At 64.8% G+C, this 13,099-nt stretch carries 13 protein-coding genes; 5 read left to right on the plus strand and 8 right to left on the minus strand.

Translation table 11 applies throughout. The features are described from left to right. Positions 1-100 precede the first annotated feature (100 nt). Together aceE and ampD are read right to left on the minus strand one after the other, a co-directional pair. Positions 101-2,776 (minus strand): pyruvate dehydrogenase (acetyl-transferring), homodimeric type, encoded by a 2,676-nt coding sequence (gene aceE, locus HA399_RS14705; RefSeq protein ID WP_043333779.1) that lies wholly within the window; start codon positions 2,774-2,776, stop codon positions 101-103. 448 nt (positions 2,777-3,224) lie between these two features. Further along, positions 3,225-3,836, minus strand: coding sequence for a 1,6-anhydro-N-acetylmuramyl-L-alanine amidase AmpD (ampD, locus tag HA399_RS14710; protein WP_052384569.1), 612 nt, complete (start codon positions 3,834-3,836; stop codon positions 3,225-3,227). Between the two features lie 171 nt (positions 3,837-4,007). On the opposite strand from ampD, the gene nadC reads away from it, so the two are divergent. The 3 genes from nadC (at position 4,008) to HA399_RS14725 (ending at position 6,570) form a co-directional block, all read left to right on the plus strand. Next, positions 4,008-4,871, plus strand: a complete 864-nt coding sequence (gene nadC / locus HA399_RS14715) for a carboxylating nicotinate-nucleotide diphosphorylase (RefSeq protein ID WP_054556845.1) — start codon at positions 4,008-4,010, stop codon at positions 4,869-4,871. A gap of 110 nt (positions 4,872-4,981) precedes the next feature. After that, complete coding sequence (locus HA399_RS14720) at positions 4,982-5,641, plus strand: class I SAM-dependent methyltransferase (RefSeq protein WP_225347288.1); 660 nt, start codon at positions 4,982-4,984, stop codon at positions 5,639-5,641. Positions 5,642-5,775: 134 nt separating this feature from the next. Beyond that, positions 5,776-6,570 (plus strand): SDR family NAD(P)-dependent oxidoreductase, encoded by a 795-nt coding sequence (locus tag HA399_RS14725; RefSeq protein ID WP_404325387.1) that lies wholly within the window; start codon positions 5,776-5,778, stop codon positions 6,568-6,570. A 122-nt stretch (positions 6,571-6,692) separates the two neighbouring features. Here the strand turns inward: HA399_RS14725 and HA399_RS14730 are convergent, their stop codons facing one another. From HA399_RS14730 to HA399_RS14745, 4 genes are all read right to left on the minus strand, one after another. Next, positions 6,693-7,214 (minus strand): GNAT family N-acetyltransferase, encoded by a 522-nt coding sequence (locus tag HA399_RS14730; RefSeq protein ID WP_052384567.1) that lies wholly within the window; start codon positions 7,212-7,214, stop codon positions 6,693-6,695. 93 nt (positions 7,215-7,307) lie between these two features. Continuing rightward, the gene (gene mtnC, locus HA399_RS14735; RefSeq protein WP_043333776.1) at positions 7,308-7,988 is read right to left on the minus strand and encodes an acireductone synthase; all 681 of its coding nucleotides are present in this window, start codon (positions 7,986-7,988) and stop codon (positions 7,308-7,310) included. Then, positions 7,985-8,581 carry an acireductone dioxygenase gene (locus tag HA399_RS14740; RefSeq protein WP_052384566.1) on the minus strand — a complete coding sequence of 199 codons (597 nt, stop codon included), beginning with the start codon at positions 8,579-8,581 and terminating at the stop codon, positions 7,985-7,987. The genes mtnC and HA399_RS14740 overlap by 4 nt, the downstream gene beginning before the upstream one ends. Beyond that, the gene (locus tag HA399_RS14745) at positions 8,578-9,243 is read right to left on the minus strand and encodes a methylthioribulose 1-phosphate dehydratase (protein ID WP_175089099.1); all 666 of its coding nucleotides are present in this window, start codon (positions 9,241-9,243) and stop codon (positions 8,578-8,580) included. The genes HA399_RS14740 and HA399_RS14745 overlap by 4 nt, the downstream gene beginning before the upstream one ends. 359 nt (positions 9,244-9,602) lie before the next feature. On the opposite strand from HA399_RS14745, the gene tsaA reads away from it, so the two are divergent. Further along, positions 9,603-10,343 carry a tRNA (N6-threonylcarbamoyladenosine(37)-N6)-methyltransferase TrmO gene (gene tsaA / locus HA399_RS14750; RefSeq protein ID WP_404326992.1) on the plus strand — a complete coding sequence of 247 codons (741 nt, stop codon included), beginning with the start codon at positions 9,603-9,605 and terminating at the stop codon, positions 10,341-10,343. A 187-nt stretch (positions 10,344-10,530) separates the two neighbouring features. Next, positions 10,531-11,109 carry an NADPH-dependent FMN reductase gene (locus HA399_RS14755; RefSeq protein ID WP_043333775.1) on the plus strand — a complete coding sequence of 193 codons (579 nt, stop codon included), beginning with the start codon at positions 10,531-10,533 and terminating at the stop codon, positions 11,107-11,109. A 158-nt stretch (positions 11,110-11,267) separates the two neighbouring features. Here the strand turns inward: HA399_RS14755 and purC are convergent, their stop codons facing one another. Both purC and HA399_RS14765 read right to left on the minus strand, forming a co-directional pair. Next, positions 11,268-11,984: a phosphoribosylaminoimidazolesuccinocarboxamide synthase gene (gene purC / locus HA399_RS14760; protein ID WP_043333774.1), complete on the minus strand. Its 717-nt coding sequence runs from the start codon at positions 11,982-11,984 to the stop codon at positions 11,268-11,270. Positions 11,985-12,178: 194 nt separating this feature from the next. Further along, the gene (locus HA399_RS14765) at positions 12,179-12,961 is read right to left on the minus strand and encodes an MBL fold metallo-hydrolase (protein WP_213114027.1); all 783 of its coding nucleotides are present in this window, start codon (positions 12,959-12,961) and stop codon (positions 12,179-12,181) included. Positions 12,962-13,099: the final 138 nt, after the last annotated feature.

The raw sequence follows: 13,099 nt of genomic DNA on the forward strand, positions 1-13,099 counted from the left end.
TGCTCCTTCCAAAACGTGCACGGGGAGCGACACCCGAATCACCTGCGCATCATCATGATGTCGAGGAGGGAGTGCCGCTCGCCTGTTCCGCGATCTCCGCTCAGACGTTCAGCGGATTCGGCTTGTTGGGGTCGATGCCGTAGGTCTTGATCGCTTCCGCGACCACCTTGCGGTCGATCTCACCACGATCCGCCAGCGCCTTCAGGGCCTGGACGGTGACGAAGTTGCGGTCGACTTCGAAGAAGTGACGCAGCTTCTCGCGGGTATCGGAACGACCGAAACCGTCGGTACCGAGCACGTGATAGTCAGCCGGCACCCAGGCACGAACCTGGTCAGCAAACAGCTTCATGTAGTCAGTGGCAGCCACGACCGGGCCGTCACGTCCTTCCAGACACTGAGTGATGTGCGGCTTGGCCGGGGTCTCTTCCGGCTTGAGGAAGGCCTGACGATCCAGTTCCAGCGCTTCACGACGCAGCTCGTTGAAGCTGGTGACGCTCCAGATGTCGGCGTCGACACCGTAGTCCTGCTTGAGCATCTCGGCGGCTGCCTCGACTTCACGCAGGATGGTGCCGGAACCCAGCAGCTGAACGCGTGCCTTGCCGTCCTTGCCGCCTTCCTTGAGCAGGTACATCCCCTTGATGATGTCCTCTGCGGGCACCGTCTCGAGTGCTGGCTGCTCGTAGTTCTCGTTCATCACCGCCAGGTAGTAGAAGACCGGCTCGTGCTGCTCGAACATGCGCTTCATGCCGTCCTGCACGATGACCGCCACTTCGTGAGCGTAGGTCGGGTCGTAGGTGCGGCAGTTCGGGATGGTCGAGGCCAGGATATGGCTGTGGCCATCCTGGTGCTGCAGACCTTCGCCGTTCAGGGTGGTACGACCGGCAGTGCCGCCGACCAGGAAGCCACGTGCCTGCAGGTCGCCTGCGGCCCACGCCAGGTCACCGATGCGCTGGAAGCCGAACATCGAGTAGTAGACGTAGAACGGCATCAGCGGCAGGTTGTGGTTGGCGTAGGACGTTGCCGCCGCCACCCACGCAGACATGGCGCCTGCTTCGGAGATACCTTCCTCGAGGACCTGACCTTTCTGGTCCTCGCGGTAATACATGATCTGACCCTTGTCGACCGGCTCGTACTTCTGGCCTGCCGCGGTGTAGATACCCAGCTGACGGAACATGCCTTCCATGCCGAAGGTACGCGCTTCGTCAGGAATGATCGGCACGACACGCTCGCCGAGGGTCTTGTGCTTGACCAGACCGTTGAGCACGCGCACGAAGGCCATGGTGGTGGACACTTCGCGGCCGTTGGAACCCTTGAGCTGGGACGCGAAGATCTTGTCGTCCAGCGGCGGGATTTCCAGCGTTTCATACTCGGTGCGACGCTGCGGCAGGTAGCCGTTCAGACGTTCGCGCATGAGGTGCATGTACTTCATTTCCGGGCTGTCGTCCGCCGGCTTGTAGTACGGCACTTCCTCGAGCTGCTCGTCGGTCAGCGGAATACCGAAGCGATCGCGGAATGTCTTCAGCGCTTCGTGTTCCATGGTCTTGACCTGGTGGGCTTCGTTGGCAGCTTCGCCATCGCCCATGCCCATGCCGTAACCCTTGACGGTGTGCGCCAGGATGACGGTCGGACGACCATTGGCGTTGTTGACCGCTTCGTGATACGCCGCGTAGACCTTGTACGGGTCGTGGCCACCACGGTTCAGACGCCAGATATCGTCGTCTGACATGTCCTTGACCAGATCGGCCGTCTCCGGGTACTTGCCGAAGAAGTGCTCACGCGTGTACGCGCCGCCATTGGCCTTGTAGTTCTGGTAGTCGCCGTCGACCGCTTCGTCCATGCGCTTCTGCAGGATGCCTTTCTTATCCTGTTCGAAGAGCGGATCCCAGAAGCGACCCCAGGTGACCTTGAGCACGTTCCAGTCGGCACCACGGAAGACGCCTTCCAGCTCGTCCATGATGCGGCCGTTGCCGCGCACCGGACCGTCAAGACGCTGCAGGTTGCAGTTGATGACGAAGATCAGGTTGTCGAGGTTCTCGCGACCCGCCAGCGAGATGGCACCCAGGGATTCCGGCTCGTCACACTCGCCGTCACCCATGAAGCACCACACCTTGCGGTCGTACATGGACTTCAACTCACGCGAGTTGAGGTACTTCATGACGTGCGCCTGGTAGATCGCCTGGATCGGGCCCAGCCCCATGGAGACGGTCGGGAACTGCCAGTAATCCGGCATCAGCCACGGGTGCGGATAGGAAGACAGGCCGTTGCCGTCGACTTCCTGACGGAAGCTGTCCATCTGCTCCTGGCTGAGACGACCTTCCAGGAAGGAACGGGCGTAGATGCCCGGCGCCACGTGACCCTGGATGTAAAGCAGATCGCCTTCGAAATCTCCTTCCGGTGCACGGAAGAAGTGGTTGAAGCCTACGTCGTAAAGCGTCGCACTGGACATGAAGCTCGAGATGTGACCGCCCAGGCCCTTGTGGGCACGGTTGTTGCGGATCACCTGAGCGATGGCGTTGTAACGGATAAGCGAACGGATACGACGCTCCATGAACAGGTCGCCCGGCATGCGCGCTTCGCGGTGCACGGGGATACTGTTGCGATGGGGCGTGGTCACCGAGAAGGGCACCTGATGGCCATCACGACGCAGGCGGTCGGCCAGGCGTGACATCAGGTACTGGGCACGATCCTCACCCTCACGATCCAGAACCGATTCCAGGGAGTCCAACCATTCCGTGGTTTCGATCGGATCGAGATCTTCTCTTGCCTCCAGACTCATAGACGTCTCTCCGAGTGAAGAAATTTTTTGTCAAACGTTTCGACGAACAGCGATATCGAAACCAGTGGCGCTCTTCAGTGTGGGCACGACCTTCTGAGTGGGTCGCATCTCCGATAGACCTGTCGTGACCGGGTCTTGCCGGCCGTCAATCTCGACGCGCATCCTGCGCCAAAGCAGGGCACAAGATGCAGTCATTTGGCGTGAAAGATACCGCAAACACCCCCGCGTGCCAATTCAGGGCAGCAAGACTCACCGGGCAGGTGCAACGCTTGGCTGCCCCGCGGCAGCACTGGCCTCATGCGCCTTGCGGTCGGGACTCATACGCCAGACTGAGCCGCCCTCGATAGCCGTGATGTAGTAAAACTACCAACGCGCCCCGCCACTGGGCGTTTCCTGCCTGGAGACGCCACACAATGCTGCAATGCACCATCGCGAGGCACCTGCGACCTTAGTCCTGAATGTCGTCCAGCAGGCGATCGAAGTAAGCCCAATCGAAGGCCGGGCCAGGATCCGTCTTGCGCAACGGCGCAATCCGCGCATGCGAGGTGATGCGCTCGCGCGTCAGCGCGGGATAGCTCGCCATCAGGCCGGCCACGGTGCGTGCCAGGGTGCGATATTGGACATCGCGATAGGGATGCACCTCATCGCCCTCGAGTTCGATGCCGATGGTGAAGTCATTGAGCTCGACACGCTCACGCTGACCGTCATGCCAGCGCGAGCGACCGGCGTGCCAGGCACGACGATCGAAGGGCACGAACTGCACCAGGCGACCATCGCGCTGGATCAGCACATGCGCCGAGACGCGCAGCTGATGGATATCGGCAAAGTAAGGGTGGGCGCCAGGGTCGAGCTGATTGGTGAACAGCTGCTCGATGGCCGGGCCGCCGAAGCGTCCGGGCGGCAGGCTGATGGAATGCAGCACCAGCGCCGAGACTTCTCCCTCGGGACGAGCATTGTGATTGGGAGACGGCACCTGACGGGCGCTCTCCAGCCAGTGCTCGGGGGTGACCGCCAGACGCGTCAGGTGGCCCGACCGCGGGGAAGAGGACAAGGGGGGCATCGAAGACTCCAGACGGGAAGGTCGTCGCACGCGGGGACTGACCGCTCGCGTGGCTTTTCCTATAATGGCGCACATTATGGCATGCTCGGCAGCCACGGGTCTGTGCCACTGCCCCGGCACACGCACAGACCCCGGCTCCGGCAGCACTCTTCGTACAAGGATCAGACGCGCATGAACTTCCACGACGCCCTCGCCGAGGATATCCGTACCAGCGCCGCCCGCCTGCTCGCCGAGGATGTCGGCGGTGGCGATATCACCGCCGAATTGATTCCGGAGCGCCAGTGGGCCAAGGCGCGCGTGATCAGTCGCGAACCGGCCATCCTGTGCGGTGTGCCCTGGGTCGATGAGCTGTTTCGGCGCCTCGATCCGCGCGTCAGCCTCAAGTGGCTGGCCAGCGACGGTGATCGCCTCGAGGCCGACGCGCCCTTCCTGGAGCTGGAAGGCCCGGCACGCTCGCTGCTGACCGGCGAGCGTGCGGCGCTCAACCTGCTGCAGACGCTCTCCGGCACCGCGACCCGCGCCAGCCACTATGCCTCGCTGGTCGAGGGCAGTGGCGTGCGCCTGCTCGATACCCGCAAGACCCTGCCGGGCATGCGTGTCGCCCAGAAGTACGCCGTCAGCTGCGGCGGTGGCCACAATCATCGCATCGGCCTCTATGACGCCTTCCTGATCAAGGAAAACCATATCGCCGCCTGTGGCAGCATCGCGGCGGCGGTGCGTGAGGCGCGCGACATCGCCTCCGACGTCACCTGCGAAGTGGAAGTCGAGAATTTCGAGGAGCTGGCCCAGGCACTGGATGCCGGTGCCGACGTCATCATGCTCGACAACTTCGACAACGATCAGCTCATCGAGGCCGTGGCGCGCAACAAGGCGCATGCCAAGCCGGCCGTGCTGGAAGCCTCCGGCAACGTCAGCGAGGCGACCCTGCCGGGTATCGCCGCCACCGGCGTGGATTGCATCTCGATCGGCGCGCTGACCAAGGACGTGACCTCCATCGACCTGTCGATGCGCATCTACACTGTCGAGACCCGCTAGCCAACGACAGGTGAATGCCTTCCTGCTGGCCAGCTCCTGTCCTGCAGAGGTCGCCGCTGACGCCGGCCCATCTGTCACGACACATTGCCATGCCGCCAGGGAGGCGCCCCATGTCCCCGCCATCTCCTCATCAGCATCCGCCTGAAGCCTCCAAGGCATCAGGCGGATGCTGGCAGACGCGCCGCTGGAGTCTCTACGCGCCGATCTATGACCGTGTGGCCGCTCGCATCCTGCGCTCCGCGCGGCGCGATGCCATCGCGACCCTCGATATCCAGGCGGGCACCCGCGTGCTGCTGCTCGGCGGTGGCACCGGGCTCGACCTGCCCTTCCTACCCCGCGACATCGAACTCGAGGTGATCGACGCCTCCCCCGCCATGCTGCGCCGCTGTCGCGAGCGCGCCGAGACGCTGGGCTTCGATGCCAACGTCAAGCCGGGCGACGCCATGGCGCTCGACTTCCCCGATGGCTATTTCGATGTCGTCATCGCCCACCTGATCATCGCCGTGGTGCCCGAGCCCCAGCGCGCCTTCGATGAAGCGCTGCGCGTTCTGGCCAGCGATGGCGAGCTGTCGTTGCTCGACAAGGGCCTGCGCGGCAATCGCCCGGCTGGACGGCTGCGTCGTCTGCTCAATCCACTGGCCCGGCTGGTGGCGACCAACCTCAATGTGCCGCTGGACAACCTGCTGGAGGGCCATGCGGTGCAGCGACTCGAGGACCGCGACCTCGGCCCCGGCGGGGCGTTGCGCCACATGCATCTGCGCAAGATCTGATCTGCACTGCCGCTCCCCCTTGCATTGCGCGTTCGGCATCGCCACGCAATGAGCACACCCGGATGACGAAAGCGACACGGCTCGAGGCACCTGCCTGGGCTCTCGTCGCCGTCGCTCCCTGCAAGGAGGTTTGCATGCAGATTGATCTACGCGGCCGCAGCGCCATCATCAGTGGTTCCACTGCCGGTATCGGCTTCGCCATCGCCAACGGGCTTGCCCGCGCAGGCGCCAGCGTCACCTTGACCGGCCGCACCCAGGCGCGTGTCGATGAGGCCGTCACCAGCCTCAGAGACAAGGCGCCCGGCAGCGAGGTACAGGGAGTGGCCGCGGACCTGGGCACACGCGAAGGCTGCTACACGCTGATTCACGCCGTGCCGGACACTGACATCCTGATCAACAATGTCGGCATCTTCGCCCCGCAGGATTTCTTCGACACCGACGACGACACCTGGGAGCAGTTCTTCCAGGTCAACGTGATGTCGGCGGTACGCCTGTCCCGCCACTATGCGCGCGGCATGAAGGAGCGCGACTGGGGCCGCATCCAGTTCCTGTCCAGCGAATCGGCGCTCAACATCCCCAGCGAGATGGTCCACTACGGCATGACCAAGTCGGCGGTGCAGTCCGTCTCGCGCGGGCTCGCCAAGGTGCTGTCCGGCACCCGGGTGACCGTCAACGCCATCCTGCCGGGGCCGACCCGCTCCGAGGGCGTGCTCGAGATGCTCAAGCAGAACGCCGAGGAGCAAGGCAGGTCACTTGAGGAGGTCGAGGCCGACTTCGTCAAGCAGGCCCGCCCGACCTCCATCCTGCAGCGCCTGGCAAGCCCCGAGGAAGTCGCCAACATGAGCGTCTACGCCGCCTCCGAGCAGGCCAGCGCCACCACCGGCGCCGCATTGCGCGTGGAAGGCGGCATCGTCGACACCATGGCCTGATCGATATGATCACGCGGCATGACTGGCACCATGCCAGACGCGACACCATGCCAGACGCAAGAAGCCCCCACCGGGCGACCGGTGGGGGCTTCTTCATGTTCAGCATCACAGTGCTGTGCGCTTCACTCGTCCAGGCGTTTCTCGAAGCGCTCGCGCTTGAGGCAGATGCCATCGCGCTTGACGTGCTCAAGCCCCAGACTGTGCCAGCCACGGCGGGCCAGGCCCGGCGACAGCGTCAGACTGGCCTCCAGACTCATCACGCGCACCTTGCGCTCGCGCAGGTCGCGCTCGGCCGCCGCCAGCAACTGGCTGCCGATGCCCTGCCCCATCAGACTCGGATAGACGTAAAGCATCTCGATGCGCGCCAGCGGCCATTCGGGGGCGTACTCGCAGAAGCCGATGCAGCGGCCATCACGCTCCGCCACCAGCACCTCGAAGCGATGCTGACGCGCGGCCCAGCGTTCGGCGTCGCGCGGGACACGCGCGGCCCACTGCTGTCGCTGCGCCAGATCATAATGACCGGCAGCGCCCTGCATGACGGCCTGGTAGAACACCTCGGCCTGGTCCGCGGCATGCTGCGGCTGCGCCGCCACGATATGAACACGCTCCCTGGCCACTTCACGGCTATCGGTCTGGCTGTGCAATCGTTCGTCCTCCTTGTGTCCTCGAACGAGGACGATGTATTCATGGAAAACCTGACAGGCTCACGGCTGACACCTGTCACTGAAGCGTCCTGTTCAGCCGCTGAAGGACACCTCATCGAAGCGGCTGGCCCGGGGGTGATCTCCCGTGACCATGTCCGGCTCCCGCACCAGCTGCCAGGTATGGAAGCCGGCGGCAGCGGCGGCGTCCAGCTCGGCGACGACATCCGACAGGAACAGGATCTCCGCGCCCGGAATGCCCAGCTGACCGGCGATGCGGCGATAGCTCTCGGCTTCCTGCTTGGGGCCCGTGGTGGTGTCGAAGTAGCCGGCAAACAGCGGAGTCAGATCGCCGACATCGGAATGCCCGAACAGCAGCTTCTGGGCCTGAATGGAGCCTGAAGAGTAGACATACAAGGACAGTCCGCGTTCCTTCCAGTCACGCAATCCCTTCACGGCATCGGGGTAGACATGGCCGGTGAAGTCACCGTCCGCGTAGCCCTGTGCCCAGACCATGCCCTGCAGCGCCTTGAGCGGCGTGGCCTTGCGGTCGGCGTCGATCCAGCCTTCCAGAATGGCGATCACGGCCTCGAGATCGGCCGCGGGCGCCTCGGCCAGCTCGCGGGTGGCGGCCAGCTGCTCGGCGACGTCCTCACGCTCGGCATTGGCGCGCACGAAATCGCCCAGGTTGGCGCGCGCATAGGGGAACAGCACCTGATGCACGAAGCGAATCGAGCCGGTCGTGCCCTCGATGTCGGTGACGATGGCGCGAATCATGCGGACTCCTGGGAATGCGGGGCTGCGGTCTGGGTAAAGTGCTCGGCCAGCGCTTCATGACGCGGGAAGCGGGCAGCGATGTCATTGTCGGTGAAGTTGGCGATCCAGCCTTCCGGATTGGTGAACAGGCGGATGGCGGTGAAGTCCGGCGTCGGCCCCATGTCGAACCAGTGCGGCGTGCCGGCCGGTACGGCGATCAGGTCATCCTTCTCGCAACCGACCGCCAGCACGCGCTCGCCCAGATGCAGGTAGAAGATGCCGCTGCCGCGCACGAAGAAGCGCACCTCATGCTCCGCGTGGCGGTGCTCATCGAGGAACTTGCCGCGCAGGGCGTCGCGGTCAGGGTGATCCGGCGTCAGGCCGATCACGTCGGCGGTGACGAAGCCGTTCTCGGACTTGAGCCGCGCGACATCGTCGGCGTAGGCCGCCAGCACCTGGGTCTGGTCGGTGGGATCACTCATCTCGCAGCCCGCCGTCCAGCGCTCGAAGCGAATGCCTTCGGCCTCGAGTTCGCTGGCGATCTGCGCGCCATCATTGGTGATCAACTGCGGACGCGAGGCGTCCTGCTCGGCGTAGATGGCCAGAAAGCTCATCGCTGTCTCCTCAGTTCCAGTTCACAACCCATCAGGAAATCGAGCGCTTCGACATGGCGGCGACAGGCCGTCATGCTGCTGGCCCAGGTATAGAGGCCATGGCCGCGAATCAGGTAGCCGTGCAGACCGGCATCGGCGGCCAGGCGGGCGCGTACGTCCAACGCCAGCGCCTCGATATCCTGAGTATTGTCGAAGACGGCCAGACGTACCGCCGTCTCATGACTCTTGACGCCTTCCAGCGCCTTGTTGAGCTCGAAACCCTCCAGGCTCAGGGTGTCGCCCTCATGGCACAGCGACAGCACGGTGGCGGCCCTGGAGTGGGTATGCAGAATCGCCTGTGCGTGGGGCAGGTCTTCATAGAGCTGACCATGCAGGCGCGCCTCGTCAGAGGCCTTGCGGGAAGTGCCCTGCAGCCTGACGGCAAAATCGCTGACAAGAATGTCGCCACTGGTCAGGCGGCCCTTGTGGCAGCCCGAGGCGGTGACCGCCATCAGGCGATCGCTGAGACGACAGGAGAAGTTGCCACCGGTGGCCGGCACCTGCCCGGCAGCGTCCAGCGCCTGACCGGCCTCGATCAACTGTTGGCTCGCCAGTGCAAGGCGGTCGAGGTCCAGTGTCGACGGCAGGCCGTCGGCAGCGGCAATGGCGATAGGGTCTGACATGATCAAAGTTGCCCTCAAGAGTCGCGCGGGGCATTCACGCCCCGTCGCCAGCATCACGATTCAGCGCCACGCGGCGCTGCTCTCGCGGCAGACTACACAAGCCGACCCAGTGAGACCAGTCATGCCGTGCGACGACGAGCATGGCATCATGGCGGCCTGGAATGTCACACGACATTCTGCGCCATCATCACTTCAGCCTCTGCCACGGTCTTGCCATGTCCTCTTCCGATCAGCCCGCCAGCCCCCACCCGACCGCCGACACGGCCGAGCGCCCGATGAGCGACGCCGCACTGGCCAGGCGCCTGCCGCTGCTGCCCCCACATCTGCGTGAGCAGGCCGTGGCGCTGGGGCAACAGGCCATGCAGCCGGTGGGCATCATCGAAAGCTGCTACCCGGACAAGTTCGGCATTCCCCGCCAGCCGGGGCTGGCGCGCCACGCCACCGCCATCCTGCACCTGCTGCCACCCTTCGATGACCCGGACTGCGTGCGCGACATCGAGGGCTTCAGTCATCTGTGGATCCACTTCCTGTTCCACGCCAGCCCCACACGTTGGACGCCCTTGATCCGCCCGCCGCGCCTGGGGGGCAACGCGCGCACCGGCGTCTTCGCCTCGCGCAGCACCCACCGTCCCAACCGACTGGGGCAGTCGGTGGTCGAACTGGCAGGCGTCGAGACGGCGGCCAACGCCACGCCGGATGGCAAGCAGTCGGGCAAGCGCAACGGCGTGCGCCTGCTGCTGCGCGGCCATGACCTGCTCGATGGCACGCCGGTGATGGACATCAAGCCGTATCTGCCGTGGGTCGATGCGGTGCCCGAGGCGCGTGCCGGCTATGCGCCTGCGCCACCGCCGCGTCACGCCGTCGTCTTCAGCGCACCGGCCGAGCAGACACTGGCGACCCGGGCCGACAGCGCCACGCTGCGCGCGCTGATCGAGGAAGTGCTCGCCCAGGACCCGCGCCCCGCCTATCACGCCGCCAGGCCCGCCGATGGCAAGCGCCAGTATGGCGTGCGGCTGGTGGACGTGGATGTGCGCTTCACGGCCCGCACGCAACCCGATGGCTCCTTGACGATGGAGGTCGCGGCCATCGTGGCCGTCTGATCAAGCCCCTGCGCGAGCCAGGGCAACGCCTTGCCCAGTGGGGGTCAACCCTTTGCATGAAGCGGATCGAAGGATTGCGCGCGCCAGATCAAGACAATGCCAGATTGGATTGGCAAACCGTCACGAGACCTGACCATACTGGGCGTGCGTTCCTTCATCTCCACTCGCTTCACCGGGAGTCCGCCGCATGAGTATCCGTCTGCTTGCCTTTGCCGCCAGTACCCGCAAGGCCTCCGTCAATCGACGCCTGATCGAGCGCCTGGCGCACCACGCCCGGCAGGAAGGTGCCGAGGTCAGTCTGCTCGATCTCAACGACTTCCCGATGCCGCTCTACGATGGCGACAGCGAAGAGGCCAATGGCCGCCCCGCCAGCGCCGACCGCCTGCAGGAGATGCTGGCCAGCCATCAGGGGCTGCTGCTGGCGACGCCGGAATACAACGGCTTCTTCAGCCCGTTGCTCAAGAACACCTTCGACTGGCTGTCACGTCCGGCGGCGGATGGCCAGAGCGGCATGGACGCCCTGCGCGGTATGCCGGTCGGCATCGTCTCGGCCTCACCCGGTGCCATGGGCGGCATGCGCGCGCTGCCCTTCGTGCGCCTGTACCTGAACAATCTCGGCATGCTGGTCGCGCCCCAGCAGATCGCGGTCTCGCGTGCCGCCAGCGCCTTCCACGAGGATGGCAGCCTGGATGACGAAGGCCAGGACCACGCCCTCGCGGCTGTCGCCCGCCAGGTGATCGACCTGGCCAGCCTGCGCGCCTCCTGAAGCGCCACGCCTCTTTCCTCACAGCTACGTACCCGGCCAGACACTTGGCGCCTGCCAAACAAGAACGGCCCCCTGCCACTGGCAGGGGGCCGTTCCTTGATGCACTGTCTACGTGACGTCAGGACCTCAGTGCCCCAGTGCGTCACCCAAGCTCAGGCTCAGGCCGAGAAATCGATACCGATGCGGCGACCGACTTCCTCGTAGGCTTCGATCACGCCGCCCAGGCCCTGACGGAAGCGGTCCTTGTCGAGCTTCTCGCGCGTCTCGGCATCCCACAGACGGCAGCCGTCCGGCGAGAATTCGTCACCCAGCACGACTTCACCCTTGAAGACACCGAACTCGAGCTTGTAGTCGACCAGCAGGATGCCGCCGTCGAGGAACAGCTGCTTGAGGATGTCGTTGACCTGGAAGGTCAGTTCCTTGGCGCGTGCCAGGTGCTTGGGCTCTGCCCAGCCGAAGGTCTCGACCAGCGACTCGTTGATCATCGGGTCGCCCTTCTCGTCGTTCTTGAGGAACAGCTCGAAGGTCGGCGGATTGAGCTCGATGCCTTCCTCGACACCTAGACGACGCACCAGTGAACCGGCGGAGATGTTACGCACCACGCACTCCACCGCCATCATGTCGAGACGCTTGACCAGACACTCGTTGTCGCTGACCAGACGCTCGAAGTGGGTCGGGATACCGGCCGCCTTGAGTTTCTCCATGATGAAGGCATTGAACTTGTTGTTGACCATGCCCTTGCGATCCAGCTGCTCGATACGCTTGCCGTCGAAGGCGCTGGTATCGTCGCGGAATTCCAGCAGCAGAAGATCCGGGTCGTCAGTGACGAAGACGGATTTGGCCTTGCCAGCGTAGAGCTCTTCACGCTTTTCCATGAGATTCCCCCTGATGACGCTAGACGCGTCGAGTGTTGAGGCGGTCGACGATGAATCGATCACGCTTGAGTCTGTCACGCCCAGTCGAGAAGGACTGTGGCGTTGGTGTATGGCGTGACTCTAGAGCTGTCCATCTGGTCAGCTCATCCAGAATCACAAACGCCCGATCGCGGAGCGACCGGGCGTCATGAATATCAGGCGATGGCCTGCCAGCCAAAGCCGCTGTCCTGCGCGGCGATGATCAGGCGACTATCGTCATCCGCAAGCCAGGGGGCCAGCGCCTCCCGGGCCAATGACGGATGGTTGTTGCTCTCCGACAGATGCGAGGCCACCAGCCGCTGCAGGCGCGCCAGCCCCAGATAGGGCAAGGCGGCGCACGCCTGGGCATTGGCCAGGTGACCGAGCCGCCCCCCGACCCGCCGCTTGAGGCTGGGCGGATACGGCCCGCTGGCCAGCATCTGCGGATCGTGGTTGAACTCCATCACCAGTGCGTCGCAATCGGCAAAGCACTGCAGCACATGCTCACTGACGTGACCGAGATCGGTCAGCACGCCGAGACGACGCGTGGCCGTCTCACCGCGCCGGTTGAAGACGAACTGCACCGGCTCGCGCGCATCGTGGGGCACCGTGACCGGCAGAATCTCGAGATCCTTGATCGCGAACTCCTGCTGCGGCGTGATCAGATGCCGACTCGGCAGCGCGCCGAGCTTCTTGGCACGCCCGGCAAGCCAGGTGCCGGTGGTCAGATGCACCGGCACAGCATGGCGACGCGCCAGCGGCCCCACGCCGCTCAGGTGATCACCATGTTCATGCGTGACCAGCACGGCGTCCAGCTGCGAGGGGTGCACGCCAAGGCGCGCCAGGCGGGCCTCGGTCTCCTTGAGGGTGAAGCCGCAATCGACCAGCACCAGTGCCTCGCGAGTGCGGATCAGCGTGCCGTTGCCCTTGCTGCCGCTGCCCAGCGACGCCATCGCCATCACGCCCTGGGCGTCGCCAATCGGCCCACGGGCGGCCGCCAGCGCCCCACTGCCTGCCACCGGGAGGGGGATCTGAAACGACGCAGCCGCCTCACCCGACGAGTCGTCAGATGAGGCGGCGCAAGGCGTGTCGAGCCA

This window comes from Cobetia sp. UIB-001 (assembly GCF_044789135.1).
Lineage (GTDB): Bacteria > Pseudomonadota > Gammaproteobacteria > Pseudomonadales > Halomonadaceae > Cobetia > Cobetia amphilecti.

Coding starts and splice junctions, on each gene's coding strand:
- HA399_RS14755 (WP_043333775.1), top strand. CDS start 10,531: ATGAGTATCCGTCTGCTTGCCTTTGCCGCCAGTACCCGCAAGGCCTCC.
- tsaA (WP_404326992.1), top strand. CDS start 9,603: ATGCAGCCGGTGGGCATCATCGAAAGCTGCTACCCGGACAAGTTCGGC.
- HA399_RS14725 (WP_404325387.1), top strand. CDS start 5,776: ATGCAGATTGATCTACGCGGCCGCAGCGCCATCATCAGTGGTTCCACT.
- purC (WP_043333774.1), bottom strand. CDS start 11,984: ATGGAAAAGCGTGAAGAGCTCTACGCTGGCAAGGCCAAATCCGTCTTC.
- mtnC (WP_043333776.1), bottom strand. CDS start 7,988: ATGATTCGCGCCATCGTCACCGACATCGAGGGCACGACCGGCTCGATT.
- HA399_RS14745 (WP_175089099.1), bottom strand. CDS start 9,243: ATGTCAGACCCTATCGCCATTGCCGCTGCCGACGGCCTGCCGTCGACA.
- ampD (WP_052384569.1), bottom strand. CDS start 3,836: ATGCCCCCCTTGTCCTCTTCCCCGCGGTCGGGCCACCTGACGCGTCTG.
- HA399_RS14765 (WP_213114027.1), bottom strand. CDS start 12,961: ATGGCGATGGCGTCGCTGGGCAGCGGCAGCAAGGGCAACGGCACGCTG.
- HA399_RS14740 (WP_052384566.1), bottom strand. CDS start 8,581: ATGAGCTTTCTGGCCATCTACGCCGAGCAGGACGCCTCGCGTCCGCAG.
- aceE (WP_043333779.1), bottom strand. CDS start 2,776: ATGAGTCTGGAGGCAAGAGAAGATCTCGATCCGATCGAAACCACGGAA.
- nadC (WP_054556845.1), top strand. CDS start 4,008: ATGAACTTCCACGACGCCCTCGCCGAGGATATCCGTACCAGCGCCGCC.
- HA399_RS14720 (WP_225347288.1), top strand. CDS start 4,982: ATGTCCCCGCCATCTCCTCATCAGCATCCGCCTGAAGCCTCCAAGGCA.